Below are 25,270 nucleotides of genomic sequence, written 5' to 3'. Positions count from 1 at the left end.
GGGCGGTGGGGTAGGATGGCCGCTGACCCGACCGCGCGCGACACCGTTGAGCACGGGGAGGGGGACGGCTCCAAGGCGCTCGAACCGGCGCAAATCGGCCCGATCCCCGGCGCAGAAAGCCAGATTGCGGGCCTCGTCTTTGCGCTGCTGCTGATCGATCCGCATGGCCGCATTGCACAGGTCAACAACGCCACCGAAACGCTGCTTGGGACGAGCGCCAAGCGACTGCTCGGCAAGCCGTTCGAGCGCGTGATTACCCCGCTCGACACACGCGTTGCCAACTGGCTGGCATCGGGCGAGGGCGCGCTGGTGGCGCGCGATGTCAGGGTCGGCTTTTCGGGCAGCGAGACCTCTGTCAATCTCACCATGTCGGCGGTGGCCGCGCATCCGGGGTGGCGCGTGGTGACGGTCTCGCAGCTAGGGCACGAAAAAGCGTCCAGCGAGGACAAGGGCCCTGCCGCCGTGGGGGCGCCGTCTATCCTGGCCCATGAAATCAAGAACCCTCTTGCCGCGATCAAAGGCGCCGCGCAGCTGATTGCGCGCAAACTGCCGCATGGCGACAAGCCGCTCGCGCGCATGATCACGGATGAGGTCGACCGCATTGCCCGGCTTATCGACCGGATGCAGCAATTGGGCAGCCAGTCCGCACAGCCCAGAGAAGCGTGCAATCCGCATGTCGCGATCCGGTCCGCAGTCGCGACCGTGCGCGCGGGCGGAATGGAGGGCGTCGAACTCGTCGAGGAGTTTGATCCTTCGATCCCACCCGTGCTGGCGCACCGCGACGCCTTGGAGCAGGTTCTGATCAATCTCATTTCCAACGCGCGCGATGCGGCGTCCAAAGCGGCTCTGCCGGGCGGCGAGACACCGCGCATCACAATCCGCACCCGCTATGTCAGCGGCCTTGTCTTCAGCGCGATCCGCCTTGGACGTACCGTTCGACTGCCGATCGAAATCTGCGTCTCGGACAACGGTGCGGGGGTCGATCCCGGCCTGCACGACCGCTTGTTCGAGCCGTTTGTGTCGACGAAGCAGTCGGGCCAGGGGCTGGGCCTTGCCTTGGTGCGCAAATTGATGCGCGACATGGATGGCAGCATCAGCCACGAGCGCGACGCCCGCAAAGGGCTCACCCATTTCCGCCTGCATCTGCCCGTCGCCGAGCGCTCATCGGAGAAGCCAGCGTGAGCAAGCGGAATGCGGCCTGTGTCCTTCTTGTCGAAGACGACAGCGCGATCGCGACGGTAATTGAAGCGGCTCTGGCCGACGAAGGCCTTTCGACAACCCGCGTCGCCAGTCTGGCGGCGCGCGATGCGGCGCTGGCCAAGCAACCCTTTGACGTGATGCTGACCGATGTGATTCTGGAAGATGGCGACGGGTTGGCCACGCTCGCGAGTGTCCGGCGCGAGGCGCCGATCATGCCGATCATCGTGCTTTCGGCGCAGAACACCCTCGATACCGCGGTGCGCGCGAGCGACAGCGAGGCTTTCGAATACTTCCCCAAGCCCTTTGACCTCGATGAGCTTGTGCAGGCGGTCTGCCGGGCCGTGGGCGGGCGCGGGGAGCCCGAAGAGGCGGCTCCCGAACCGGAAGTGGAGAGCCTGCCTCTCGTCGGTCGCAGCCCGGCCATGCAGAGCGTCTATCGGATGATCACGCGCGTGCTGCGAAACGACCTGACGGTTCTTGTCACCGGGGAAAGCGGGACGGGGAAAGAACTCGTGGCCGAGGCGATCCACCAATTGGGTAGCCGGCGCACCGGTCCCTTTGTCGCGGTCAACACGGCGGCCATTCCCGCCAACCTGATCGAGAGCGAGCTTTTCGGCCACGAGAAGGGCGCGTTCACGGGCGCGATCGCTCAGGCCATCGGAAAGTTCGAGCAAGCCAATGGCGGCACACTGTTCCTCGACGAAATCGGAGACATGCCCGCCGAGGCGCAAACGCGGCTGCTTCGCGCGCTGCAATCGGGCCGCATTCGCCGGGTTGGCGGGCGTCAGGAAATCGAAGTCGATGTGCGCATCATTGCCGCCACCAATCGCGATCTTGAACCTCTGATCGCAAGCGGCGCGTTTCGCCAGGATCTGTTCTATCGCCTCAACGTCGTTCCCATCGCGCTCCCGCCCCTGCGCGAGCGCCGCGAGGATATCGAAGTGCTCGCCAATCATTTTCTGGCGCTGGCCGCTGAGGAGGGGCTACCGCGCCGCACCCTGGCACCCGATGCTATTGCCACTCTGGAAGAGCTGCCCTGGCGCGGAAATGTAAGGGAGCTGCGCAATGCCATCTATCGTCTGGCGGTGATGGCGCGCGACGATGTTATCGAGACGAGCCAGATCGAAGACGTAATCGTTGCCGAAGCCAAGGGCGCTTCGCTTGATCCCTTCGAGTTCGAGCCCGGTTTCGAAGCCGCGCTAGCCCACTGGCTCGATCAGGAGGAGCCCGCGCACGGCACGGTCTATCACAGCGCTCTGGCGGCTTTCGAGAAGCCGCTCATCGAGCACGCGCTGTCCGAAACGCGCGGCAATCAACTGCGCGCGGCCAAGCTCTTGGGGATCAATCGCAACACTCTGCGCAAGCGGATCGTCGAGTTAAGGGTCGAGCCAGATCGCTTCTCGAGAACGTCCTGACGCATTAATCGGGCAAAAAGCGAGGGTTTTGCTTGCAAAATGGCAACACCATGGTTGTAACTGAGCCACGATGAATGGATCAGATGGTTCAACATTGGAATCGCGGACTGGTCTGACTTCGGTCGACGGCGCGCAAGAGCGCATGCCTCACATCGCCAAAGAGGGCACCGCCGCGTCCGGAGGGCGGCAAAGCCCCGTCTGGTGGCGACGCCTGATGGTCGTCTCGCGGCGGGCCAATGTTTTTGTCTGGCTTGAAGTCATGGCCGGTGTGGCGTTGCTCCTTGCGATAGCGGCAACCTATCTGGCGTATTCGCGCGAACCCGAGACCAGCGCCGCCCTTCCCACAATGCAGGTTTCCCTCCTGCTCATGGCCATCCTTGTGCCCGCTATGGCGTTGCTTGTGCTTATGGGCCGTCGCCTGGCGCTGCGGCGCGCGGCCGGAAGCACGGCGCGCTTGCATGTGAGGCTGGTGTTCTTCTTTTCGATGGTCGCTGCGGTCCCCACGCTGCTGGTGGCGGGCTTTGCCGCCTTTCTGTTCCAGACCGGGGTCGATTTCTGGTTTTCGGACGCTTCGCGCGGTCTGATGGAGAACGCCAACGAGTTGGCCCAGAGCTATTACGACGCAAACCAGCGGGACGTTCAGCAAGAGACCATCACGATGGCGGGCGATATGCGCACCATCCTTGAACTCTATCCGATCAGCGATGAGGAATTTCCCGAGTTTTATGCCTATCAGGCGGAAGCCCGCAAGATCAATGAAAGCCTGATCCTTCAAAGGCTTGAAGACGGCACGTTGCGTACCGCCGCGGTCTTTGACCTGATGGAAGAGAACCGCCCTATCGAATTCAGCCAGGCGGCGCTGGCGCAACTGGACGCGGGCGAATTCGTGGTCGTGGAAGGAAGTCCCGAACGCATTGCCGCGCTGGCTCCGATCGACAAGCAGGCGGGCATATACCTCTACAACGCGCGCACGACCGAAGAGACCATGTTCAATTCCTGGTCGCGCGCGCAGGCTATCTCGACCGCCTATGACACGCTGACCACCGAAGCGCGAACGCTGCAATTGCGCTTCAACATCGCGCTGGTGGTGGTCAGCCTGTTTCTTGTGGGGATAGCGATCTGGTTTGCGCTGCGCTTTGCCGACCGGCAGGTCGAGCCGCTGACCGATCTGGTCGGGGCCGCGCGCAAGGTGGGGCAGGGGAACTTCTCGCTGCGCGTCGATGGCCGCAGAGGCGGGGACGAGATCGGCCTGCTCAACCGCGCGTTCAACCGAATGACCGCGCAGCTCGAAAAGCAGACTCAGGCCCTGGTGAGCGCCAACCGCCAGATCGATGATCGGCGAGCGTTCATGGAGGCGGTGCTGGAATCGGTTACCGCCGGTGTGATTTCGGTCGATGAGCGGGGGCGGGTTCTGCTGGCGAACTCTTCGGCGCATGGCCTGCTTGAAAACGCCGATGCGTGCGAGCCCGGTGCGGAGCTTGAAGGGGCATCGCTCAACACGCTGTCGCCGGAGATCGCGCAAATGGTGCGCGAGGGGACAAGCCGGGCCATTGTGACGCACGCCAAGGGGACCGATTTGCTGACCCTTGCGGTGAAGGTCGCGCCGGGCACAAGCGGCTATGTCATCACGTTTGAGGACATCACGCGTCAGTTGCTGGACCAACGCCAGGCCGCCTGGTCCGACGTTGCGCGCCGGATCGCGCACGAGATCAAGAACCCGCTGACCCCGATCCAACTCGCGACCGAGCGTTTGAAGCGCCGATACCGCAAGCAGGTGGACGAGGGCGAAGACGCCGAATTGTTCGACGAGCTCACCAGCACGATCGTGCGTCAGGTGGGCGACCTGCGCAAGATGGTCGATGAGTTTTCCTCCTTCGCGCGCCTGCCCAAGCCGGTTTTTCGCAGCGAGGACGCGGTCGATCTGGTGCGTCAGGCGGTCTTTCTTCAGGAGGTCGCGCATAACGGGATCGAGTTCAGTGTCGATGCAAGCGGGGTCGACACGCGCGAGGTGCGCTGCGATCGCCACCAGCTCGGCCAGGCGATGACCAACGTGCTCAAGAACGCGGTCGAGGCTATCGAGGCGCGCGCAGCCGAAGCGCGCGGCGCCTATGCGGGGACAATTGCCGTGGGCGTGACGAGCGATGCGGATTTTCTCACCGTCACGATCGAGGATAACGGCGTGGGTCTTCCTGCCGACCGCGAAAGGCTGACCGAACCCTACGTGACCACGCGCGAGAAGGGCACGGGGCTGGGCCTTGCCATCGTCAACAAGATTGTCGACGAGCATGGCGGCGACATGGCGTTTGCCGCAAGCGAAAGCGGCGGCACCCGCGTCACCCTGCGCTTCGCACGCGACCCCCAGATTGCGCAAAGCGAGCCGGTGTGATGGCCCGCTCACCGTCATTCACCAACACGAGAACAAACTCTGCGAAGGAGGCCGCGCAATGGCGCTTGAAATCCTGATTGTCGATGATGAACGCGATATCCGCGATCTCGTCTCCGGCGTGCTGGGCGATGAAGGCTATGCCTGTCGCACCGCCGCCGATTCCACCACCGCGCTCGCCGCCATCGACGAACGCCGCCCGAGCCTCGTTCTGCTCGACGTGTGGCTCCACGGCAGCGAGATGGACGGGCTGGAACTGCTCGATGAAATCAAGGTGCGCGAGCCGGACCTGCCGGTGATCATATTCTCAGGCCACGGGAATATCGACACCGCGGTGAGCGCCGTGGGGCGTGGGGCGATGGATTTCATCGAAAAGCCCTTCGAGGCCGAACGCCTTCTGCTGCTGGTCGAACGCGCGACCGAGACCGAGCGTTTGCGGCGCGAGAACACGCGCCTTCGCGAGGGGGCCGAGGATGCGGGCGAGTTCACGGGCAATTCCAGCGCGATCAACACCGTGCGCGCGACCCTCAAACGCGTGGCCAATACGGGCAGCCGCGTGCTCATCTCCGGGCCGGCGGGCGCGGGCAAGGAAGTCGCCGCGCGGCTGCTACACGCCTGGAGCACGCGCGCGGACAGCGCCTTTGTTATCGTGAATTCGGCGCGCATTACCCCCGACCGCTTCGAACAGGAGTTGTTCGGGGAGGAATCGGACGGAAAGCAGGTCCGACCCGGCCTGCTCGAAATGGCCGATGGCGGAACGTTGTATCTCGACGAAGTCGCCGACATGCCGCTGTCCACCCAGGCGCGCATTCTTCGTGTCCTGACCGAGCAAAGCTTTGTGCGTGTGGGCGGCACGCGCCAGATCGGCGTCGATGTGCGTGTGGTTTCCTCAACCTCGCGCGACCTTTCGGTCGAGATGGAGGAGAAGCGTTTTCGCGAAGACCTGTTCTACCGCCTTAATGTCGTGCCCGTCGCCATCCCCAGCCTGGCGGATCGTCGCGACGACATCCCTGCGCTCGCCGAGCATTTCTTCACCCGCTATTCGAGCGATCAGGGCATTCCCCCACCGACCATATCCGAAGAGGCGATGGCGGCGCTCCAGGCGTATGACTGGCCCGGCAACGTTCGGCAATTGCGCAACGTCGTGGAGCGCACGATCATCATGACCCCCAGAGAGCGGCTTACGACCGTCGAAACCGATATGCTTCCGGCCGAGATCACGGGCGGGCGAATGGCCGCTTCGGGTCAGGGGCTGTCCGCCATGATGGGCGTACCGCTGCGTGAGGCGCGCGAGACATTCGAGCGCGAATATCTCACCATTCAGATCCGGCGATTCTCCGGCAATATTTCGAAAACTGCAACATTCATCGGGATGGAACGCTCCGCGCTTCACCGCAAGCTCAAGCTGCTGGGCATGGCCGAACGCCGCGAAGTCGCGCGCAAGGAATAGGGCTGGGCTGCCGCGAGCGCGGCGGGCGCGCGGCGCGAGTAGATTGACAATAATTCAATCGTTGCCCGAACTCGTAGCAAGAGGCATTATGCCTCATGCGTTGGTGCACCGGTGCCCGCCGCAGGGCGCGCGATCCGGGTCAGCGAGCATAATGCGGACCGTAAGGACGGCCGCCAAGAACAGGAGCTAAGACCATGCCAAGTGGAGGCACTCTCACTCCGCGTCCCGTTGCGAAACCAGCTGCCAATCCCTCAGGGGGTGGCAAGGGGGCACCGCCCGGCAATCTGCAAGACGCGTTCCTGAATCTGCTCCGTCGCAACAAGACGCCGGTCACGATGTTTCTGGTCAAGGGTGTAAAGCTGCAGGGCATCGTCACGTGGTTCGACAATTTTTCGATCCTGTTGCGCCGCGATGGTCAGTCGCAGCTGGTCTACAAGCACGCGATCTCGACCATAATGCCGGGGGCCAGCGTGGATGCGAGCCAGTTCGAAGGGCGCAGCGCCACCAAAAGCAAGAACCAGTTGCAGGACGTCTTCCTTAGCCGTGTGAGCGAGGCGGGCGTTCAGGTCACGATGTTCCTCGTCAACGGCGTGATGCTGCAAGGCCGGATTGCGGCCTTCGATCTGTTCTGTATGCTGCTGGAGCGCGATGGGGCGGTGCAGCTGGCCTATAAACACGCGGTCTCCACCATCCAGCCCGCGAGCCCCGTCGATCTGCACGACGGCGGCGATGACGCGGGCCTTGACGAAGAAGACGACGACTGAGTTTTGACGATGATCTGATGGACGAGGTAACCCGCGGCGCGCGGGCCCTTGTGCTGTGCCCGGACATCCGTTCGCTGACCTACGATCTCGACGCGACCGAGCGGCTCGAAGAGGCGAAGGGCCTGGCGCTGGCCATTGGCGTTGTCATCGCCCACAGTGAAATTCTGCCGATCCGCCAGATGCAGCCCAACACGCTGTTCGGCTCGGGTCAGGTCGAGAACATCAAGATCGCCTGCGAACAGCACGAGGCCGAGCTTGTCATTGTCGATGGCGCGCTGACGCCGATCCAGCAGCGCAATCTCGAAGAGAATTTCAAGCGCAAGGTCATCGACCGCACGGGACTTATCCTCGAGATTTTCGGCGAGCGCGCGGCGACCGCCGAAGGGCGCTTGCAGGTGGAGCTGGCGCATCTCGACTATCAGCAGAGCCGGCTTGTGCGCAGCTGGACCCACCTTGAACGCCAGCGCGGTGGTTTCGGATTCCTCGGCGGGCCGGGTGAAACCCAGATCGAGGCGGACCGCCGGATGATCCGCCAGCGCATGAGCCGCCTTCGGCGCGAGCTTGAGCAGGTGCGCAAGACCCGCGCGCTGCATCGCGAAAGGCGGGGAAGGGCACCGTGGCCGGTTATCGCGCTTGTCGGGTACACGAACGCGGGAAAATCGACGCTTTTCAACCGCTTGACAGGCGCCAATGTGATGGCCGAGGATCTGCTCTTCGCAACGCTCGATCCCACGATGCGCGCGATCAGCCTGCCGGGCGTTGAAAAGGCGATCCTGTCGGACACGGTGGGGTTCATCTCTGATCTGCCGACGCAACTGGTTGCCGCGTTTCGCGCGACCCTGGAGGAAGTCACCGGCGCTGACATAATCTGCCACGTGCGCGACATGGCCAATCCCAGCCACGCGGCGCAGAAGCGCCAGGTGATGGAAGTCCTTGCCGATCTTGGCGTCGTCGATCGCGAGACCGGCGCCTCGGACATTCCAATCCTTGAGATTTGGAACAAGGCTGATTTGCTCGATCACGACACGCGCGCAGATTTGGCCGAGGCCGCGCCGGGGCAAGACGCGGTGCTTATGTCGGCGGCAAGCGGCGAGGGCGTTGAAGCCTTTGCTGAACAGATCGCGGCGATGCTGACCGCCAAGGCTCGCGAAGTGACGGTGACACTGCCTCTGAGCGACGGGCGCCGTATTGCCTGGCTGCACGCGCATGGCGATGTGCTGGAAGAGGCGGATGCTGGAGAGGGCGATCAAGGGCCACAACGCACCTTCACCGTGCGCCTGAACCCTAAGGAATTGGGGCAATACGCTTCGCTTTAACGCTGTAATCAGGCGTTTTTCTCAGCGCGCTTGACGCGTTGCCAGTATTCCTCCTGGTCTTCGAGAGAAAGCGCCTGGAAATCGTTTCCATCGGCCTTGGCGAGCGCTTCCATCTCGCGGAAGCGGCGTTCGAATTTTTCGTTGGAGGCCTTGAGCGCCTGTTCCGGATCCACGCCATAGCGGCGGATGATGTTGACCATGACGAACAGGACATCGCCCGCTTCGAGTTCGCGTTCGGCCTCGCTGGCGTATTCGAGCTCTTCAAGCTCTTCCTGAAGTTTGTCGAGTGGCCCTTTGATATCGGGCCATTCAAACCCAGCGCGCGCGGCGCGTTTTTGCAGTTTCTCCGAGCGCAACAGCGCGGGCAGAGCCTTCGCGACACCATCGAGCGCGCTGGTCGAGCCGCTGTCTTCGCGCTCGGCTGCCTTGAGATCCTCCCAGCGCGCGGTGTCCATGTGTCCACCTTCGGTGCCAAAGATATGCGGGTGGCGGCGCTCCATCTTGTCCGAAATGGCTTGGGCGACGTCTGCGAAGGCGAACAGCCCGGCTTCTTCGGCCATGCGCGAATGAAACACCACCTGAAGCAGCAGATCGCCGAGTTCGCCGCGCAGATCGTCCATGTCCTCGCGCTCGATGGCGTCGGCGACTTCGTAGGCTTCCTCGATCGTGTACGGCGCGATGCTGGCAAAATCCTGCGCGCGGTCCCATTCGCAGCCGCTAACCGGATCGCGTAACCGGGCCATGATGGCGAGCAGACGCTGGAGCTGCCTCGTTGTGGTCTCAGGGTCGGATGGGGCGGGTTTGGTCATTGGGTGGGTTTGGCGGCTTTCGCTGGTCTGATGCTGGTCTGACGCGCCATCGCTAAGCTCGATGAGTCAGATGGATAATATATATTATGTTAAAATATAAAGCAGGCTGCGGAGCTCGTTCATACCATCCCTCGGATGCCTTTGATCAACTAAACCCCTCATAGCGTCAGTCCAAGAAGCCTTGCCAGAAGGAACAATCCACCAAAGATCGCAACCCAAACGAGTGCCAGCTGAACGGTCTTGCCCCAGCTCAGGCGATAGGAGGCGAAACCGGCGCTGACCACTATAAGCCACCCCACCATGGCGATCAGCGAGATGACGGTTGCATCGTTCATGCGGCGATCTCCAGCCCATCGTAACCGACGGTCACATGCCCGGGCACCTCGTCGCAAAGGGTGCGGTAATCCATGCTCTTGTCGAGATGGCTGAGGACCAACCGTTTCGCGCCGCTGCGTTCGCCAAGTTCGAGTGCCATGGCCAGATGCGCGTGGCTGGGATGCGGCTCTCGGCGCAAGCAGTCGCACACAAGCACGTCAACATCCTCGCACAAATCGACCATGTCATCGGATATTGCGCTGAAATCCGTGGTGTACGCAATCGATTTTGTGTCGGCCTCAAAGCGATAGGCGGTGGTCTCGCCCGGGCCATGTTCCATCTGGCACCATTCCACTGCGAACCCGGCCACCATCTTCAGGCGATCGAGTGTCTCAAGCGTAGCGATCGTCGGATAGCCATCCTGTCCCGCGAAGACGTAACCAAATCTTTGCCGGAGCCTTCTGACAGTTTCGGTGTGCGCGTAGCCCGGAATGGGACCGCCGCGTCCGTAGCGCAGCACCCGCAGATCATCGATGCCGTGGCAATGATCGGCGTGGTCATGCGTCCAGAAGACACCGTCGATGCGGTTGATGCGATTGGCGAGCAATTGGGCGCGGCAGTCAGAGGAGGTGTCGACCAGCAGTCGAGCGCCCTCGTCGCTTTCCACCAAGATCGAGACGCGCGTGCGGCGGTTGCGCGGTTCTTCGGGGTCGCAAAGGCCCCAATCGCCGGTGCCGTCCTCGCCTCCTATCCGTGGCACTCCGGTCGAGGTGCCAGAGCCCAGTATGACCACCTTCACAGCGAAACGCTCACAGCGTCGCCCTGGTGAACAGGCTCATGAAGTTCGCGCTGGTTTGCTCTGCGAGCCGATCCGGCTCGACACCGCGCAGGTCCGCGACAAACCGCGCCGTGTCCGCCACATAGGCCGGCTCGCACTTCTTCCCGCGATGCGGAACAGGCGCGAGGAACGGGCTGTCGGTTTCGACCATGAGCCGATCAGCGGGCACTTTGGCGGCCGTTTCCTGGAGCGCTTTTGCGTTCTTGAATGTCACGATGCCCGAGATCGAGATCGTCAGACCAAGATCGAGCACCTTCGCACCAAATTCATCCGATGCGGTAAAGCAGTGGATGAGCGCGGGAAAGGCGCCCTTCTCCATCTCCTCTTCAAGGATCTGGTACGTGTCGGCCTCAGCATCGCGGGTGTGGATGATGAGCGGCAGCCCGGTCTCTCGCGCAACATCGATGTGCACTCTAAACAGCCGCTTCTGCGTCTCGCGATCGGAATGCTCGTAGAAATAGTCGAGACCGGTTTCCCCGATGCCGATGACCCGTTTGTTCTCGCTAGCGGCAAGCAGCGCCTCGCGCCCAAGGTCGGCGTGCTGGTCGGCCTCATGGGGGTGGATGCCCACGCTTGCAAACACATCGCTTTCGCGCGTGGCCGTGCCAACGACCCGCTCCCACTCGCTCTGCTTGGTCGAGATATTGAGAAAGGCCCCCACCCCAGCCGCGCGCGCGCGCGCCAGAACACCGGCCTGGTCTTCAACAAGGCCCTCATACTCAAGGTGGCAGTGGCTATCGATCAGCATGGTTCCTTAAACCTCAGCCTCGTCCGGCAGTTCCAGTCGCGGAAAGATGCCCTGGGGCTTTTGAAGTGCAAAGCCGGCCTCAACGAGGCGCTGAAACCATTGGGTATCGGCCAGATCGGCGTAAGATCGCTGCCCTTGAGGCACGCCCATCTGATCGAGCAGAGCGGCGGCCTTTTCCGGGACCACGGGCTGGATCGCGACGGCAAGGTCGCGCAAGGCCACGAAGAGCGTTTGCAGGACCACCTTCATCCGCTCGGGATCCGTCTTCTTGAGCGTCCATGGGGCCTGTTCGTCGACATACTGGTTGCACGCATAAACGGCGCGCATCCACGCTTCGATTCCGTTGGAGAAGGCGAGTTTCTCGAATTCATCCGGCAGGACGTTTCGGCAGGCATCGGCGACTTCGCCCAAAAGCGCATCGTCCACGTCGCTCGTCTCGAAGGCTTCAAGCGTGCCGTCCATGTTCTTGAAGATCATGGACAAGGTGCGCTGCGCCAGATTGCCAAAGCTGTTGGCCAGCTCCGCGTTGGCGCGCGTTACGATTGCCTCGGGCGAATAACTACCGTCCTGTCCAAACGCGACTTCGCGCAGGAGAAAGTAGCGCAAGGCATCGATCCCGAAAGTGTTGGCCAGTTCAAGCGGGTCGACGACATTTCCAAGGCTCTTGCTCATCTTCTCGCCACCGCGCGCGAGCAGAAAACCGTGGCCGAACACCTTCTTTGGCAGCGGCAGATCCGCGCTCATCAGGAAAGCGGGCCAGTAAATCGTGTGAAACCGCACGATATCCTTGCCGATCAGATGCAGGTCGGCCGGCCAGAAATCGCGCATCATTGCGGTGTCATCGGGAAAGCCGAGCCCGGTCAGATAGTTCGTCAGCGCGTCGACCCAGACATACATGACATGGTTGTCCGAGTTGGGCACCTTCACGCCCCAGTCAAAGCTGGTGCGGCTGACCGAAAGATCGCGCAAACCCTGCTCGACAAAGGCAATCATCTCGTTGCGGCGACTGGCCGGCTCAAGAAAGCCCGGTGATTTCAGCAGCTCGAGCAGCGGCTCTTCGTACTTCGAAAGTCGGAAGAACCAGCTTTCTTCAACCGTCCATTCGACCGGAGTGTTCTGGGGCGAGAGCTTTGCGCCGCCCTCCCCTTCGACAAGCTCGCTTTCGTCGTAATAGGCCTCGTCCCGCACCGAGTACCAGCCTTCATAGCGGTCGAGATACAGATCGCCAGCGGCCTCCATGCGCCGCCAAATCGCTTGGCTGGCGCGATGGTGGTCTGCCTCGACCGTGCGGATGAAGCGGTCGTAACCGACGTTCAAAGCGTCGCACATTTCCTGGAAATAGCCCGACATCTCGTCCGCCAGGTCGCGCGCGGTGCGGCCCTGTTCTTCGGCCTTGCGAGCCATTTTGAGCCCATGCTCATCGGTGCCCGTCTGAAAGCGTACCGTCCGCCCGCGAAGGCGCTGGAAGCGCGCGATCACGTCCGCCGCAATCGCCTCATAGGCGTGCCCGATATGCGGGCGGCCGTTGGGATAGCTGATGGCCGTCGTGATGTAATAGGGCGAGGTGTCAGTGTGAGCCATGGGCTGGCTCGCTAGCTGCGTGCGCTGAGACAAGCAAGGTGCCGATTTCGAGCGTGAGAAGGCCGGGATCGTAATTGTGCGTCGGCGCCTGCGCGGCCAGCTTGGCGAGCCGCTGGTGTGCATCGATCAGCGCCGCGCGCAAGCGTTTGGTTTCGGCTCGCCGGGCGCGTTCTGCGGTCATGCCCTGAGCCAGGTCGAACACGGCCTGGACGCGAGCACGGTCGGCTCTAGCGCCGATAAGCCGAGACAGCTCGGACCGTGCGACAAAGCCGGGATCGCCAACTGTGAGCAATCCGTCGATCATGCGCGCGATCGGCGCGAGATCCTCTTCAACAAAGCGCACCGCCGCGCCGTACGAGCCGCCCGCTGCGTGCAAGGCGGCGGGGTCGGGCGCAAACCCTTCCTCGGCCAGCATGGCGGCAAGTTCGTCTTCGCTCAGCGATCGGAAGCGGAGCACTCGGCAACGCGAACGAATAGTGGGCAACAGCCGTGAGGGGCGATGGGTCACCAGCAAGAAAAACGTGCCTTCGGGCGGTTCTTCAAGGCTCTTCAAGAGCGCGTTGGCCGCTTCGGTGTTCATGTCGTCAGCCGGGTCGATGACGATCGCGCGCCGGCGCCCCAAGGTCGGCCGTGTCGTCAGCCGCCGCTGCATTGCGCGGATTTCGCGCACCCGGATCACTCTTGAAAGTTCATAGGGCTTCCCGTTTTCGCGCTTGCGCTCTTCCTTGTCGTCCTTCGGTCCGAAAGTGACGTGAAGAATATCGGGGTGTTCGCCCGGTTGCGCCGCGCCGGGTTCCGCGACCAGTTCGCGCGCCGCCGCGTGCGCGAACTCGCGTTTCCCGAGCCCAGCCTTGCCCGCTAGGATCCAGCCGTGGTGCATGCGTGAGCCACTCAGTGCGCTGCGCCATTCGCGCCAGGGGCCATCGTGGTTGGGCCACCGGCTCATGACAGGTCGCTGCCAAATCGCCGATCGACAGCGGCGGCGATCCGCGCCTGCACCTCTAGTGCAGAGCCCTCCCCGTCGATGACAGCGAACCCGTCCGGATCGGCTTTGGCCAGAGCCTGGAATGCAGCCGCCACTTGGTCGTGATACGCGGCGCTTCGCCCTCCAATAGCATCGCTCGTATCACCGTCGCGGTCGAGCAGACGCGTGCGAGCGACCTCACTGTCTGTCACGATCAGAAGCGTAAGGTCAGGGCGAATACCGTCGCTGCCGAATGCGTGAAGCCGACAGATCGCTTCGTCGCCCAGCCCTCCGGCTCCGCCCTGATAGGCGCGGCTTGAATCCACAAACCGGTCGCACAGGACCCACGCGCCTCGCTCGAGAGCAGGCCGAATGCGCTGCGCGACATGATCGGCGCGGGCCGCTGCGAACAGCAACGCTTCGGCCTGCGGCCCCCAGCTCGTCCCCTCTGGCGGATCGAGCAGCAGCGCGCGGATGGCTTCAGCGCCCGGCGTGCCACCCGGCTCGCGCGTCACGTCCACCTCATACCCCCGCGCGCGCAAAGCTTCGGCGAGAAGTCGCGCCTGCGTCGACTTGCCCGCGCCCTCTCCTCCCTCAAAGGCGATGAAGACACCGCGGCGCGCTGCCCCGCTCATCCCAGCCACCTGGCCACCGCGTTGACGATCCGATCGAGCCAGTTCGCCTTTTCCACCGAGTGTCCAGCAAACAGAGGCACGCGCGCGGGGGCAATACCGGGCGCGGTGATCTCAAGCGTCGCAATCGCTGCCCCGGCCGGAAACGGCGCGCGCAGCGGTCCGTCGTATCGGATGGTCATGGCAAGGCTCTCCCCCGCCCCTTGCGGGAGGTTGATTGCAACCGGGCGATCGGTCACAAGATCCACGCGGCGATGCGAGCCGTTCTGGACCCGCGCTGCGCCGACAACCGCGCCGTCGGCGAATATCTCCCTGCGTTCGAAGTCCGCAAAGCCCCATTCGATCAGATCGCGCGCCGCCTTGGCGCGATCCGCGCTGCGCGGGCTGCCAGCGATAACGACGATCAGACGTTGCTCGCCCCGTTTTGCGCTGCCCAGATAGGTGTATCCCGCTTGATTGGTGTACCCTGTCTTGAGCCCGTCGGCCCCGTCCACCTCTCCCAGCATCGGATCGCGGTTGCTTTGTGTGATACCGCCATAGCGAAACTGCGCGCGCCCTATGAACCGCGCCACGGATCGGGGATGCTCACGATAGAGCGCGCGGGCGAGCGTTGCGAGGTCGCCCGCGCTGGTGAAGGTGCGGCCTTCGTCGGGCCAGCCATTGGGCGTTGCAAAATGGCTTTGGGTCATGCCGATCGCGCGCGCTTTGGCGTTCATTTGCGCGGTCCAGTTCTCGACAGAGCCCGACGCTCCTTGCGCCAGAACAAAGGAGGCATCGTTGGCGGAGACGGTCGCAATACCCGTCAGCAGATCAGGCAGCCCGACACGGTCGCCTGCATTGAGGAACATGGTCGACCCCTTGCCGCGCCACTGCCTCCAGGCTTCCGGACTCACCGTCAGCGACTGTTTGAGGTCGAGCTCACCGTCTTCGATCATTTCGAACGCGGTGTAGAGCGTCATGACCTTGGTAACCGATGCCGGGACGAAACGCCGCGAAGCTCCGCGCTCGAACAGAACCTGGCCCGTGTCCGCGTCGACAAGGAGCGCGACAGGGATGTCGGGATTTACAGAGAAGGGCGAGGCATCCGGCGCTTTCGCACTCAGCGGAGCGGCCAGAACTGCCCCAGCAACGATCGCCGCGAGCGCTCGCAATCGTATGGACACGGGTGATCTCATGCTTGGGAATATAGGGCCCCAGGGCGCGGTTAGCGAGGCGCGTCCACCGCTTAGTTCACGATTTCATCGGCGAGGAGGCCAACGCTCATCGCATAATAATTGGAACAATTGTATTCGAGGATCACGCGGTAATTGCCGGTCAAGAGCCAGGCGGGCTTGCCGGGGCCATCGGGCTGAAACAGCGAGACCAGCGTGTCATCCGCCAGCGTCCGGCGTGGCTCTACGCCCAGCGCGCGCCATTCGCGCACGGTCTTCCACTGACTGTGGCGTTCGTGAACGCGCGGACACACGCGAGCCGAGAGCTTGGTCTTATGAGCGTCCACATCGAAGTCCGCTGGCACATTCGCGCGCACACCCCAGGGCTGTCCGCTGCGCCAGCCCGCGTCTTTGAAGTAGGCGGCGATGGATGCGAAGGTGTCCGCGCGGTTGGTGAAGATGTTCGCGCGGCCATCGCCATCCCCATCCGTTGCGAGGCGCAGATAGACCGAGGGCAGGAATTGGGGGTTGCCAAACGCGCCCGCGTAGCTGCCGACAAGCTCACCGCGCGAGAAGCCGCGTTCGGCGACCTTCATCAAAGCCACCCACTCGCCTGCAAACAGCTCACGCCGACGCCCTTCCCAGGCTAGGGTTGCAAGCGAGCGCGATAGATCGAAGCCGCCCTTGATCCGGCCATAGCTTGTCTCATGCCCAAAGATTGCAACGATGATCGAGGCCGGTACGCCCGTTTCCTGTTCGATACGCGCCAGACGGGTGCGGTTCGCACGGTATACCGATCGGCCTCCGGAAACCCGCGTCGAGTTCACATGGGTTGCAATGTAAGGCGCAAGGTCGGGGTAGCCGCGCTTTGTCGGCTTGCCCGGCTGCCCCTGATCGAGGCGAATGACGCGCGCGTTCGGCGTCAGACCCGCACTCATACGCTCCAAGGTGCTCTCTTGCACCCCTTCGGCTCGCGCGCGGGCCTTGAGCAGCTCGATATAAGCGTCGAAGGCGATGCCGTCGCGGGCCTCGACCTGGGCGTGAGCGGGGCCGGTTGCGGTGAGGCTGAGGAGAGCAAGGGCCGCGAGGCGAAACGGGATAAAACGAAGCATAATCGGCGGGTTCTCACATTTCTAGGCGCGGGCCAAGAGGCGGTTTGATCACACGGGGCTTGAGCGCGGCGATCGGTCCGGCTACTGGCCGCGCTGACGAAATCGCGCGCGCGGACAGGTGGCAGAGCGGTTGAATGCACCGGTCTTGAAAACCGGCAAGGGTGCAAGCCCTTCGTGGGTTCGAATCCCACCCTGTCCGCCAAACGCACTCGCCGAGGGCGGGTGCGATTGGTGGATTGCGGTGAGGCTGAGACCCCATGGTTCGGAGTCGAAGCCGCGCATGCGGCGTAGACGGGCGTAGCCCAATCCCACCCTGTCCGCCAAACGTGTCGCTCGCCGTACAATGACTGGTAGCTCCAGACTTCTCGAAAGCGATAGGCCGTCTTTCTTGAACCGCAGCTGATCCCGGCTCAGGGAAGGACAGCCGTCTTGGCGCGGTCGCCTGCGACGAATATCAGGGTGTCGACGCTCGTGCCGGTGCCGAGGTTGACCCGGTTCTCCTGACGCGCCCAGACATCGGTCAAGACTTTCGAGAGCACGGATATTTCAGCCCCCCGACCAGGCGAAGGCCCCTCTTGCAAGACCAGGAGACGCCCGCTCTCGATCTCGGTTCCCAACAGTGTGAGGGCAATTGGCTTGCCGTCCCTGACAATCGCAAACCGCTCCGCCACGTACCGCGCAAAGGCGCGGCGACTGGCAATATCGTTGACGATATCGGGCGAAGTGTCGCCCTGCGTCTTGAGAGCGTGTTCGGCATCGTGCAGCGGGATGCGGTGCACCACTTCAACCAGCCCGGTTCGCGGATTGTGCGCAACCGTTGTGATCGTCACCTTCTGCTCATGCGCCGCTGCCGGGACCGCCAGCAGCAGCGCAAGCATCAAGGCCAGGGCTCGGATCACTCGCTACCCTCGGTCGCGGCCTCGTCGTCGGTGTCTGCCTCGGCATCTTCCAAATCAGGGACAAGCACTTCGGCCATCAGGTCGCGGCCAGTCCGCGACGTCGGAGCGGGGCGCTTGAAGGCTTCGACACGGCTGTCGATGATCTTGCGCGGATAATGGTTATTCGAGATGTCCGCGTCGGCGGTTTCCCAATCGGGATCGACCTCGACCGAGGCCAACTCCTTGTCTTTGGGAAACACCAGAAGCTTGCTGACATTGCGCGAATTGCGCCGCCAGATCTCCGCCGGGATCATCATCCGCTCGCTCGTGCCGTCGGCAAAGGTCAGGCCAAGAATGATCGGCATGACGAGACCGCCCTTGTTGGAGAAATTCAGGACATAGTAGTTCTTGTCCTCGTCGATCGCGCGGTCGAAAACCTTGCGCTCCCAGTCTTCGAGACCCTCTAGAAAGCTCTCATAGCTCTTTACGTCCCTGGGCGTGACGGTGAACTGATCGTTTTCGTCGTAGAAATCGGTGACGCCGGGGTTCTCGAGGACCCAGATCGGCAGGCCTTGTTCACGGTTCAAGCGCACGCCCACCTTCTCCGGCTCGCCCGCAAGCTCGTCGCGGCGACGCGTCAGATCGATATCGGGGTTCTCCGTGTCGAGGCGCAGGCGGTGGATGGTGTCGAGCGAGATATCGACGTGATCGGTGGTGTAGAACCAACCGCGCCAGAACCAGTCGAGATCGGTGCCTGAGGCCTCTTCGATCGTGCGGAAGAAATCCGCCGGCGTCGGGCGCTTGAACTTCCAGCGGCGCGCGTATTCGCGCAGCGCAAAGTCGAACCGCTCGCGCCCGATGATCGTGTCGCGCAGCATGTGATACGCCGCCGAGGGCTTGCCATAGGCGTTCGGCCCCAGGTTCAGCACGCTGTCCGAATGCGTCATGATCGGAACCTGATTGGTCGAGGTCATGTACGGGATAAGGTCGCGCGGAAGGCTGCGGGTCCACGGCATGTCCGGATCCCATTCGTAGCCCGCGACGCTGTCGAGGAACGAATTGATGCCCTCGTCCATCCACGTCCACTGCCGCTCGTCCGAGTTCACCGTCATCGGGAAGTAGATGTGGCCGATCTCGTGGATCACGACGCCCACGAGGAAGACCTTCTCGCTTTCCGAATAGGTGCGTGAGCCGTCTTCGTTCAGATTGGTGCGCGGCCCGTTGAAGGTAATCATCGGGTATTCCATGCCCCCGACCGGTCCGTTGACCGATTGCGCCGTGGGATAGGGGTAGTCGAAGCTGAAGCGCGAATAGACCTTCATTGTATGCACAACCGCAGCGGTTGAGTATTTCTGCCACAGCTCGCCGCCTTCCTTGGGATAGAACGACATCGCCATCACGGTCTCGTTGGCCGCGCCCGGCTGTTTGTGACCCTGCGCATCCCAGGCGAACTTGCGGCTCGTCGCCCAGGCGAAATCGCGCACGTTCTTCGCGGTGTAGCGCCAGGTCTTCACTCCGGTCGGGTTGCTGCTCTCGTTTGCCTCGGCCTCTTCCGGTGTCACGATAAACACGGGCGCGTCGGCGTTGCGCGCCTGAGCAAGGCGCTGGCGCTGGGTGGGCGTCAGAACCGCGCTGGGATTGGTGAGGACGCCGGTCGAGGAAACGATATGATCGTTGGGCACCCGCATCGTCACATCGTAATCGCCGAATTCGAGCGTGAACTCGCCGCGACCGAGGAATTCCTTGTTGTGCCAGCCTTCGTAGTCCGAATAGGCCACAAGGCGCGGGAACCACTGGGCAAACAGGAAGATATCGTTGCCGCCTTCGCGCGGATCGTCCGGGAAATGCTCATAGCCCGAGCGCGCGACGATCACGTTTTCCTCGACGATGTTGAACGCCCAGTCGATGTTGAAGCTCACGCTCTGACCGGGGCGTAGCGGGGTGGCCAGGTCAATCCGCATCAGCGTGCCGACAATCGTATGCGAGAGCTCGCGCCCGTTCGTCAGGCTCACCCGCGTTATGTCATAGCCATAGCTGTTGTCTTCCATCGCCTGCTGGCGGCGCAGCTCTTCCATGCTGAGGCGCGCTGGAGCGCCGCCACCACCGGCGCTGACGGCGGGGCCGCGCCGACCCGGACCGCCAAAGGTGTTGGTCAGCTCGGCCATCGAATCTTTCTTGAAGATGTTCTGGTCGAGCTGCATCCAGATCCACGGCAGCGTATCGGGCGAGTTGTTCTTGTAGGTGATCGTGGCCTTCGCCGTCAGGCGGCGATTGTTCTCATCCAGATCGGCCGTGATCCTGTAATCCGCCTGTTGCTGCCAATAGCGAAAGCCCGGCGCGCCGCTTGCGTTGCGATAGACGTTGGGATCGGGAAGCACTTCGTCGAGCTGGCGGAACTTGTCTTCATAGTCGCCCTTGGTCTGTTGAATGCCCTGGGCGTGAGCCGGAAGAGCAACGAAAAAGGCGAGCAAAATCGCAATCAGTCTCAACGGATATTCCTTCGTTTCGGTGCGTGAGTTGATGGGCGCGCGTGTGCGGATGATCAGTCAACAACGTCCATTTCATCGATCAGGGCCTGCGCCCCGTCCACTTTTTCCATGACCCACAGCATGTAGCGCGAATCCACGTGGATCGAGCGGGTGGTGCGCGGGTCGAAATCCCAGTCCGAATTGATGCTCTCATAGGTCCCGTCGAACAGCAGTCCGACAAGCTCACCCCTAGAGTTGAGCGTGGCCGAGCCGCTATTCCCGCCGGTTACATCAAGATCGGACAGGAAGTTGACCGGCACAGAGCCGATCGCGTCCAGCTTGTATTCGCCGTATTCGCCCGCCTCGATCAATTCGAGTTGACGCTTGGGCGCGTTGAATGGGTCTTCGCCGGTGTCCTTGGCGGTGATTCCTTCGAGCGTGGTGAACGGCGCGTAGATGAGCCCGTCCTGCGGCGAACCGCCCAGAACGTTGCCAAAGGTGACGCGCAAGGTGCTGTTGGCGTCGGGATAGGCGAGAACGCCCTGCTCCGCCTGCCACGCGGTGATCGCTTCCATATAGTCCGGGCGCAGCGCAAGGCTGCGGCCCGCGCGGGTCTTGCTCTGCGTTTCAAGTTCGAAGCCGTAATCGTACATCGCGACCGCAAGCTTGATGAACGGATCCTCGCTTGCCTCGAAGTCTTCCGGCGAGGCTTCCATCAGCGCCAGGCGCGTGTCGAGATCGCCCAGCGTTGTTCCCGCGTAGAACGCGTCCAACAGCTCGGGCAGATCGTCCGCCGTAGTCTCGGCAGTGAAGCCCATGGCCTCGTCAAGCTCTGCAACGCGTTCTTCAACGGGCTGCGCTAGGTAGCCGGTCAAGAACAGAATCCAGGTCGCCTTGTCGACGCCCGCATCGTAGCGCCGGTCGATTGCCTCCATGCTTTGCCTGAAGAATGTCATGTCGCGTTCCTGATAGCCGCTTTCGCGCTCGGCGTTGGGCTTCTGGCGCTCCTTGGAGAGACGATATAGCCGCCGCGCCACGCCGAACAGTTGCGCCCTCGTGGCGTTCCCGTACCAGAAATTGGTGCGCGCGGCCTTGGCGCTCTCCTCGGAAAGCTCGGCCAACGAGGCAATGGCGGCGCCGTATTCGGTGCGGGAGGGATCGGTCGCGATCCACTCAGCCAAAGCGGCTTCGCGGGCGCGGCGTCGGTCGACAAGTCCAACCCGCTGCGCGCCTTCCATCTGGCCGCGCAGGTTCTTCTCAAAATTATTGAGCCCGGCGAGCAGACTTTCATACTTGACCCGCGCTTCCGAGCCTTCGGGCGCGGCCTCTTCGATCGTGGCGATCCATTCTTCGATAAGCTTCTGGAAGGTCGGGTAATTCCAGTCGAACGTGTTCTCGACCTCCGCAAGGAGCGTGTAGCGGCTCGTGGCGCCCGGATAGCCTGCGACCATGACAAAGTCGCCGTCTTCAACGCCCGCCGCGCTCACTTTGAGGTGATGCTCCGGCTTGTAGGGAACATTCGCTTCGCCGAAGTCCGCCGCCGAGCCGTCGGGCGCGACATAGGCGCGGTAAAAGGCGAAATCGCCAGTGTGGCGCGGCCACTGCCAGTTGTCGATGTCGCCACCATATTTGCCAATCGAATCCGCGGGCGCGTAAACAAGCCGCACGTCGCGCACTTCGAGGCGCTTGATCAGTTTGTACTGTGCGCCTCCGAAAAAGCCGGAGACTTGACAGCGATAGCCCGCCGCTTCCTCGCATCCCGCGATGATATCCTTGCGGCGCTGCTCGACAAGTTCATAGCGCGCCAGCGGCTCCATACCCTCGGTGCCCTCGCGAACAGCATCGGTCACGTCGGTCACTTCGGTGGTTACGTATACGCGCGAGCCGGGCGCGGCGGGAAGCTCATCGGTCTTGGTCGCGGCGAGAAAGCCGTTTTCGAGATAGTTGTTTTCAGCCGTCGAGTTGAATTGCACCGAACCGCGCGCGCAGTGGTGATTGGTGACGACGAGCCCTTCTGGCGACACGAAACTCGCCGAACACCCGCCCAGCGAGACCACCGCGCCCATCGGAAAGCTGGTGAGATCGGCCAGCGTTGCCGGATCAAGCTCCAAGCCGGTTTCCCGAAGTTCATCGCTGATCTCTTTCAGCTGGTCGGGCGTATACATGCCCTCTTTGGCAGCCAGAGGGGCGCTCAAAGCCGCGCTGAGCGTAAGGCCGATCGTGGCCAGTCGGGTCATGGTCATGCTGCAACCCTGTAGTTGCGCCAGCGCTTGGCGCTGGCTTGAGAGACGAACGAATGCGTGAGGGGCAAAAAGACGACGCGATGCGTGGGGTCAAGCGTTAATCGAGCAAGTTCTTGGTCGCTCGAGGCGTCAGGAGGGTTTTGCCTGACGCAGGCGATAGAAGACACCGCTCTCGTCGTACCCGGTCAGTTCAAGCACGCCGCTCACCACATGGGCGTTCTTCTCGTCGGTGGGAAAGGGCGTGTTCGCGAACACCTCGATGTACTGATTAGGCGCGGCGTGAAAGTGATAGGGGCATCCGGGAGGATAGCCGAGCAGCACGAAGCGCTTTTGAGTGCGCGATTCTTCCAAAGGAAGCATCCATCCGGCGACCTTGATCCTCTTGCCCTCCAGCTTTTTGACATCGTTCGTGAAAACGGGTTTTGAGCGGATGAAGCCATTTTCGTCCAGGCGCTGTTCCTCCTGGGTGGCCTCAAGCACAGTCCATGAGGTTCCGCCTTTGGGCGTTGGGGCCGGCTTCCAGATATCCTCGACAGGCGGCCCCATTTTGGGGTCCGGCGCCTGCGCCAAGAGTGGCCCCGACAAGACGGCCAGGCTCATACCCATTGCGGCCACGGCGCCCAGAATTCCGTTCGATGTCATAATTGCCTTCATCCCATCAAATTCGCGCCATAATCCGGGCGGGGTCCACCTTGTAAACCCGCCACGCCGGTATGAGCGCGGCCAGCGCGCCGATACCGACAACGCCGATCAACAGGAAGCCCTCCGCCGGCATGATGTTCCAGGCGGTCAGACCCAGATCGGCCAGCGTTGCAAAGTTCGACTTGGCCAAGGCGATCAGCGTATGAGCGGCGATCCATCCCAGAACGGCTCCCAACGCCGCTGTGATCACGCCTTCCATAACGACCGTTGCGACAACCTGAACGCGGCTCGCGCCCATGACCCTGAGCAAAGCCAGATCTCCCTCGCGGCTGCGCGCCATATTGAGCAGAGCGACAAAGATCGCGAGGCCGCCCGTCGCCGTCAGCAGCCAGGCGAACAGTCTGATGCCGTCAAAGCTTGCCCCGATCAACTCCAGCAGACGCGTCGTCTCGACCGCCGGTACTGCGGATTGCATCTGCGTCTGCCGATTGATGAGCGAGGGTATGCGGACCGCGCCCGAAGCGTTGCGATAGGTCACCAGCAGCGCGGTAAGCTCCTGTTCGAGCACACGGCTGCGAGCCTGGAGAACCCGCGGTGACTGGCCGCTTGCTCCCACGAACGGAGAGGCGGCCTCTTCCTCCTCAGCGTGATCGTGCCCCTCGTGCGCGTGCTCGTCCCCCTCATGGTCATCGCCATGGTCATGGTCGTGATCATCGTCAGTGTCATGGTCGTGATCATGCTTTATCCCATGAACCTCCCAGACGCTTTCGAAGGGCGTCAGGATCAGGCGATCGGCCACCGTTCCGGTCGGCTCAAGGATCCCGACCGTTGTGAACGGCGCGTTTTCATGCCCGTGGTCGCCGTCCTCATCTGTGGTCAGGCCATGGCTGCCGATGAACATCTGCCCCAGCCGCGCGCCGGTCTGTGCCGCGACCGAGGCGCCCAGAACTGCCTCCATTGGCGCATCGAACCCCCGCCCTTGCGCAATTCGGGTCTGGTAGAGATCGGCGAAACTCTCATCGGTTCCGACGATACGATACCCTCTGAAATTGTCGCCCAGAGCAAGCGGCACCGCGCGCGCGACCGAAGGGTCCCTGCGCAGCAGATCAAGCGCGGCGAACGGCACATTGCCGGTCGGTTGATCGACGTGGAACACACTCGAAAGGATCAGTTGAAGCGGCGAGCCTTTCGCCCCCACGACCAGATCGACATCGCGGCCATCGCGCTCCAGCCGCTCGCTCGCCTGCGCGCCGAGTTGCAGCAGCAGAATGAGCATGGCGACCGCAATCGCGAGCAACGCGACATTCAACGCGGTGGTGAGTGGGCGATCGCGCAAATAGGCAAGAGCAAGCGAGATCACGCAGCGAGCCTTCCGTTATCGAGCGTCATCGTGCGCGCAAACAAGGCGTTGAGACGCTGGTCGTGCGTCGCCACAAGCAAAGACGCGCCCGCGTTTCTTGCCACATCGAGCAGCAGCTGTGCGGCGCGCTCGGCGTTGGCGGCGTCAAGCGCGGATGTGGGTTCGTCCGCAATCAGCAGGGTCGGCTTGACGACCAGAGCGCGCGCGATCGCCGCCCTTTGCGCCTCCCCCTGGCTCAGTTCGAACGGGCGCGCATTGGCGCGATCCGCGATACCAAGTCTATCGAGCGTCTCCTGGACGAGGTTCGGGTCGTGCGCGCCGTTCTGAATCTTCTGAGCGAGCAGCAGATTGGCTTTCAAGGAAAGCGCCGAAACCAGCCGCAGGGTCTGGAAGATGATGCCCATGGACCGCCGCCGGACCGCATCGCTGTTCGCTGAACCATCGGCGCTCACCACTCGTTCGGTCCCGAGTGTTACCGTTCCCCGATCGGGCGTTTGCAGGCCGCAGATGATGTTGAGAAGGCTCGATTTACCCGAACCCGATGGCCCCAGCAGAAGCGCGCTTTCCTGCTGTTCAAGCGTGAACGAAACATTCTGCAGAACCGGTCGAGCGCCGTAGGATAGGCCGACCTCTTCGACCTTGAGCTCCATAACTATCTGATCGCGGCTCGCTCTTCAAATTCTTCGAACTCTTCGACTTCGCCGCGCGTGGAATCCCTCTCGGTCTTCTCGGCCGCATCCGACCGCTCCGCTCGGCCCCGATCCGTCTCGTCACGCTCGGCCCGCGGGCGGCGTTTGATCTCGGCGACGCGCCTTTCCGCGGCCTCATCTGCGAGCAGTGGATTGTGATTGGTCAGGTTATGAAGGGCCTGAGCAAAGGGATTGTAGCGTTGGAAACCGTGGGCCTGATCCGGGCCATGCCGATCACAGGCGGACGCAGAGGCCCCGACACCAAGCGCCGCAGCGCTGACCAAACTCACGAATAGATGACGAAACTGCATT

At 62.6% G+C, this 25,270-nt stretch carries 22 protein-coding genes and 1 tRNA gene; 7 read left to right on the top strand and 16 right to left on the bottom strand.

The genetic code is table 11. The features are described from left to right. Positions 1–15: 15 nt before the first annotated feature. From QNI87_RS04395 to hflX, 6 genes are all read left to right on the top strand, one after another. Complete coding sequence (locus QNI87_RS04395) at positions 16–1,182, top strand: ATP-binding protein (RefSeq protein ID WP_300594510.1); 1,167 nt, start codon at positions 16–18, stop codon at positions 1,180–1,182. Further along, positions 1,179–2,615 (top strand): nitrogen regulation protein NR(I), encoded by a 1,437-nt coding sequence (gene ntrC, locus QNI87_RS04390; protein WP_300594507.1) that lies wholly within the window; start codon positions 1,179–1,181, stop codon positions 2,613–2,615. The genes QNI87_RS04395 and ntrC overlap by 4 nt, the downstream gene beginning before the upstream one ends. Before the next feature lie 142 nt (positions 2,616–2,757). Beyond that, positions 2,758–5,001, top strand: a complete 2,244-nt coding sequence (locus QNI87_RS04385) for an ATP-binding protein (RefSeq protein WP_300594504.1) — start codon at positions 2,758–2,760, stop codon at positions 4,999–5,001. A 58-nt stretch (positions 5,002–5,059) separates the two neighbouring features. Continuing rightward, entirely contained in the window at positions 5,060–6,448 is a 1,389-nt protein-coding gene (locus tag QNI87_RS04380) for a sigma-54 dependent transcriptional regulator (RefSeq protein ID WP_300594501.1), read from the top strand. Between the two features lie 194 nt (positions 6,449–6,642). Beyond that, complete coding sequence (gene hfq, locus QNI87_RS04375; RefSeq protein WP_300594498.1) at positions 6,643–7,212, top strand: RNA chaperone Hfq; 570 nt, start codon at positions 6,643–6,645, stop codon at positions 7,210–7,212. A 17-nt stretch (positions 7,213–7,229) separates the two neighbouring features. Further along, complete coding sequence (hflX, locus tag QNI87_RS04370) at positions 7,230–8,528, top strand: GTPase HflX (RefSeq protein ID WP_300594495.1); 1,299 nt, start codon at positions 7,230–7,232, stop codon at positions 8,526–8,528. An 8-nt stretch (positions 8,529–8,536) separates the two neighbouring features. Here hflX and mazG read toward each other — a convergent pair whose 3' ends face one another. The 9 genes from mazG to QNI87_RS04325 form a co-directional block, all read right to left on the bottom strand. Further along, complete coding sequence (mazG, locus tag QNI87_RS04365) at positions 8,537–9,337, bottom strand: nucleoside triphosphate pyrophosphohydrolase (protein WP_300594492.1); 801 nt, start codon at positions 9,335–9,337, stop codon at positions 8,537–8,539. A 158-nt stretch (positions 9,338–9,495) separates the two neighbouring features. After that, complete coding sequence (locus tag QNI87_RS04360; protein WP_300594489.1) at positions 9,496–9,672, bottom strand: hypothetical protein; 177 nt, start codon at positions 9,670–9,672, stop codon at positions 9,496–9,498. Next, the gene (locus QNI87_RS04355) at positions 9,669–10,451 is read right to left on the bottom strand and encodes an MBL fold metallo-hydrolase (RefSeq protein WP_300594486.1); all 783 of its coding nucleotides are present in this window, start codon (positions 10,449–10,451) and stop codon (positions 9,669–9,671) included. Before QNI87_RS04355 ends, QNI87_RS04360 begins: the two co-directional genes overlap by 4 nt. Before the next feature lie 10 nt (positions 10,452–10,461). After that, a complete protein-coding gene (locus QNI87_RS04350) occupies positions 10,462–11,238 on the bottom strand; it encodes a TatD family hydrolase (RefSeq protein ID WP_300594483.1) in 777 nt (258 codons plus the stop codon). A 6-nt stretch (positions 11,239–11,244) separates the two neighbouring features. Then, positions 11,245–12,819 (bottom strand): methionine--tRNA ligase, encoded by a 1,575-nt coding sequence (gene metG / locus QNI87_RS04345; protein ID WP_300594480.1) that lies wholly within the window; start codon positions 12,817–12,819, stop codon positions 11,245–11,247. Then, positions 12,806–13,765, bottom strand: a complete 960-nt coding sequence (locus QNI87_RS04340) for a DNA polymerase III subunit delta' (protein WP_300594477.1) — start codon at positions 13,763–13,765, stop codon at positions 12,806–12,808. Before QNI87_RS04340 ends, metG begins: the two co-directional genes overlap by 14 nt. After that, on the bottom strand, positions 13,762–14,418 hold the full coding sequence (gene tmk / locus QNI87_RS04335) for a dTMP kinase (protein WP_300595306.1): 657 nt from the start codon (positions 14,416–14,418) through the stop codon (positions 13,762–13,764). The genes QNI87_RS04340 and tmk overlap by 4 nt, the downstream gene beginning before the upstream one ends. Further along, positions 14,415–15,578 (bottom strand): D-alanyl-D-alanine carboxypeptidase family protein, encoded by a 1,164-nt coding sequence (locus QNI87_RS04330; protein ID WP_300594474.1) that lies wholly within the window; start codon positions 15,576–15,578, stop codon positions 14,415–14,417. The genes tmk and QNI87_RS04330 overlap by 4 nt, the downstream gene beginning before the upstream one ends. 62 nt (positions 15,579–15,640) lie before the next feature. Continuing rightward, positions 15,641–16,678 carry a lytic transglycosylase domain-containing protein gene (locus QNI87_RS04325; protein ID WP_300594471.1) on the bottom strand — a complete coding sequence of 346 codons (1,038 nt, stop codon included), beginning with the start codon at positions 16,676–16,678 and terminating at the stop codon, positions 15,641–15,643. Between the two features lie 112 nt (positions 16,679–16,790). Between QNI87_RS04325 and QNI87_RS04320 the strand changes: the two genes are divergently transcribed. Beyond that, positions 16,791–16,880 (top strand) — tRNA-Ser (locus tag QNI87_RS04320). A gap of 208 nt (positions 16,881–17,088) precedes the next feature. Here the strand turns inward: QNI87_RS04320 and QNI87_RS04315 are convergent. The 7 genes from QNI87_RS04315 to QNI87_RS04285 all read right to left on the bottom strand — a co-directional run bounded on the left by QNI87_RS04315 (position 17,089) and on the right by QNI87_RS04285 (position 25,269). Next, positions 17,089–17,577 carry a DUF6702 family protein gene (locus QNI87_RS04315; protein WP_300594468.1) on the bottom strand — a complete coding sequence of 163 codons (489 nt, stop codon included), beginning with the start codon at positions 17,575–17,577 and terminating at the stop codon, positions 17,089–17,091. Continuing rightward, on the bottom strand, positions 17,574–20,045 hold the full coding sequence (locus tag QNI87_RS04310) for a M1 family metallopeptidase (RefSeq protein WP_300594466.1): 2,472 nt from the start codon (positions 20,043–20,045) through the stop codon (positions 17,574–17,576). Before QNI87_RS04310 ends, QNI87_RS04315 begins: the two co-directional genes overlap by 4 nt. A 53-nt stretch (positions 20,046–20,098) precedes the next feature. Further along, positions 20,099–22,261, bottom strand: coding sequence for a S46 family peptidase (locus QNI87_RS04305; protein WP_366146166.1), 2,163 nt, complete (start codon positions 22,259–22,261; stop codon positions 20,099–20,101). 135 nt (positions 22,262–22,396) lie between these two features. Next, complete coding sequence (locus tag QNI87_RS04300) at positions 22,397–22,909, bottom strand: DUF3299 domain-containing protein (protein WP_300594460.1); 513 nt, start codon at positions 22,907–22,909, stop codon at positions 22,397–22,399. A 16-nt stretch (positions 22,910–22,925) separates the two neighbouring features. Beyond that, on the bottom strand, positions 22,926–24,269 hold the full coding sequence (locus QNI87_RS04295) for an ABC transporter permease (RefSeq protein ID WP_300594457.1): 1,344 nt from the start codon (positions 24,267–24,269) through the stop codon (positions 22,926–22,928). Next, a complete protein-coding gene (locus tag QNI87_RS04290; protein WP_300594454.1) occupies positions 24,266–24,919 on the bottom strand; it encodes an ATP-binding cassette domain-containing protein in 654 nt (217 codons plus the stop codon). The genes QNI87_RS04295 and QNI87_RS04290 overlap by 4 nt, the downstream gene beginning before the upstream one ends. Positions 24,920–24,921: 2 nt before the next feature. Next, the gene (locus QNI87_RS04285) at positions 24,922–25,269 is read right to left on the bottom strand and encodes a hypothetical protein (RefSeq protein ID WP_300594451.1); all 348 of its coding nucleotides are present in this window, start codon (positions 25,267–25,269) and stop codon (positions 24,922–24,924) included. Between the last annotated feature and the right edge of the window lies 1 nt (position 25,270).

The organism is Erythrobacter sp. (genome assembly GCF_030066995.1).
In the GTDB taxonomy this organism is placed as follows: Bacteria; Pseudomonadota; Alphaproteobacteria; order Sphingomonadales; family Sphingomonadaceae; genus Erythrobacter.
Note: the sequence above shows the minus strand (reverse complement) of the source record. Positions and strands in the feature narration are given on the sequence as shown.

Bases quoted from the DNA above. Each gene is read 5' to 3' on its own strand.
- QNI87_RS04395 (WP_300594510.1), top strand. From the start codon at position 16: ATGGCCGCTGACCCGACCGCGCGCGACACCGTTGAGCACGGGGAGGGG.
- QNI87_RS04385 (WP_300594504.1), top strand. From the start codon at position 2,758: ATGCCTCACATCGCCAAAGAGGGCACCGCCGCGTCCGGAGGGCGGCAA.
- QNI87_RS04380 (WP_300594501.1), top strand. From the start codon at position 5,060: ATGGCGCTTGAAATCCTGATTGTCGATGATGAACGCGATATCCGCGAT.
- hfq (WP_300594498.1), top strand. From the start codon at position 6,643: ATGCCAAGTGGAGGCACTCTCACTCCGCGTCCCGTTGCGAAACCAGCT.
- hflX (WP_300594495.1), top strand. From the start codon at position 7,230: ATGGACGAGGTAACCCGCGGCGCGCGGGCCCTTGTGCTGTGCCCGGAC.
- mazG (WP_300594492.1), bottom strand. From the start codon at position 9,337: ATGACCAAACCCGCCCCATCCGACCCTGAGACCACAACGAGGCAGCTC.
- QNI87_RS04360 (WP_300594489.1), bottom strand. From the start codon at position 9,672: ATGAACGATGCAACCGTCATCTCGCTGATCGCCATGGTGGGGTGGCTT.
- QNI87_RS04350 (WP_300594483.1), bottom strand. From the start codon at position 11,238: ATGCTGATCGATAGCCACTGCCACCTTGAGTATGAGGGCCTTGTTGAA.
- metG (WP_300594480.1), bottom strand. From the start codon at position 12,819: ATGGCTCACACTGACACCTCGCCCTATTACATCACGACGGCCATCAGC.
- QNI87_RS04340 (WP_300594477.1), bottom strand. From the start codon at position 13,765: ATGAGCCGGTGGCCCAACCACGATGGCCCCTGGCGCGAATGGCGCAGC.
- tmk (WP_300595306.1), bottom strand. From the start codon at position 14,418: ATGAGCGGGGCAGCGCGCCGCGGTGTCTTCATCGCCTTTGAGGGAGGA.
- QNI87_RS04325 (WP_300594471.1), bottom strand. From the start codon at position 16,678: ATGCTTCGTTTTATCCCGTTTCGCCTCGCGGCCCTTGCTCTCCTCAGC.
- QNI87_RS04305 (WP_366146166.1), bottom strand. From the start codon at position 22,261: ATGACCCGACTGGCCACGATCGGCCTTACGCTCAGCGCGGCTTTGAGC.
- QNI87_RS04300 (WP_300594460.1), bottom strand. From the start codon at position 22,909: ATGACATCGAACGGAATTCTGGGCGCCGTGGCCGCAATGGGTATGAGC.
- QNI87_RS04290 (WP_300594454.1), bottom strand. From the start codon at position 24,919: ATGGAGCTCAAGGTCGAAGAGGTCGGCCTATCCTACGGCGCTCGACCG.
- QNI87_RS04285 (WP_300594451.1), bottom strand. From the start codon at position 25,269: ATGCAGTTTCGTCATCTATTCGTGAGTTTGGTCAGCGCTGCGGCGCTT.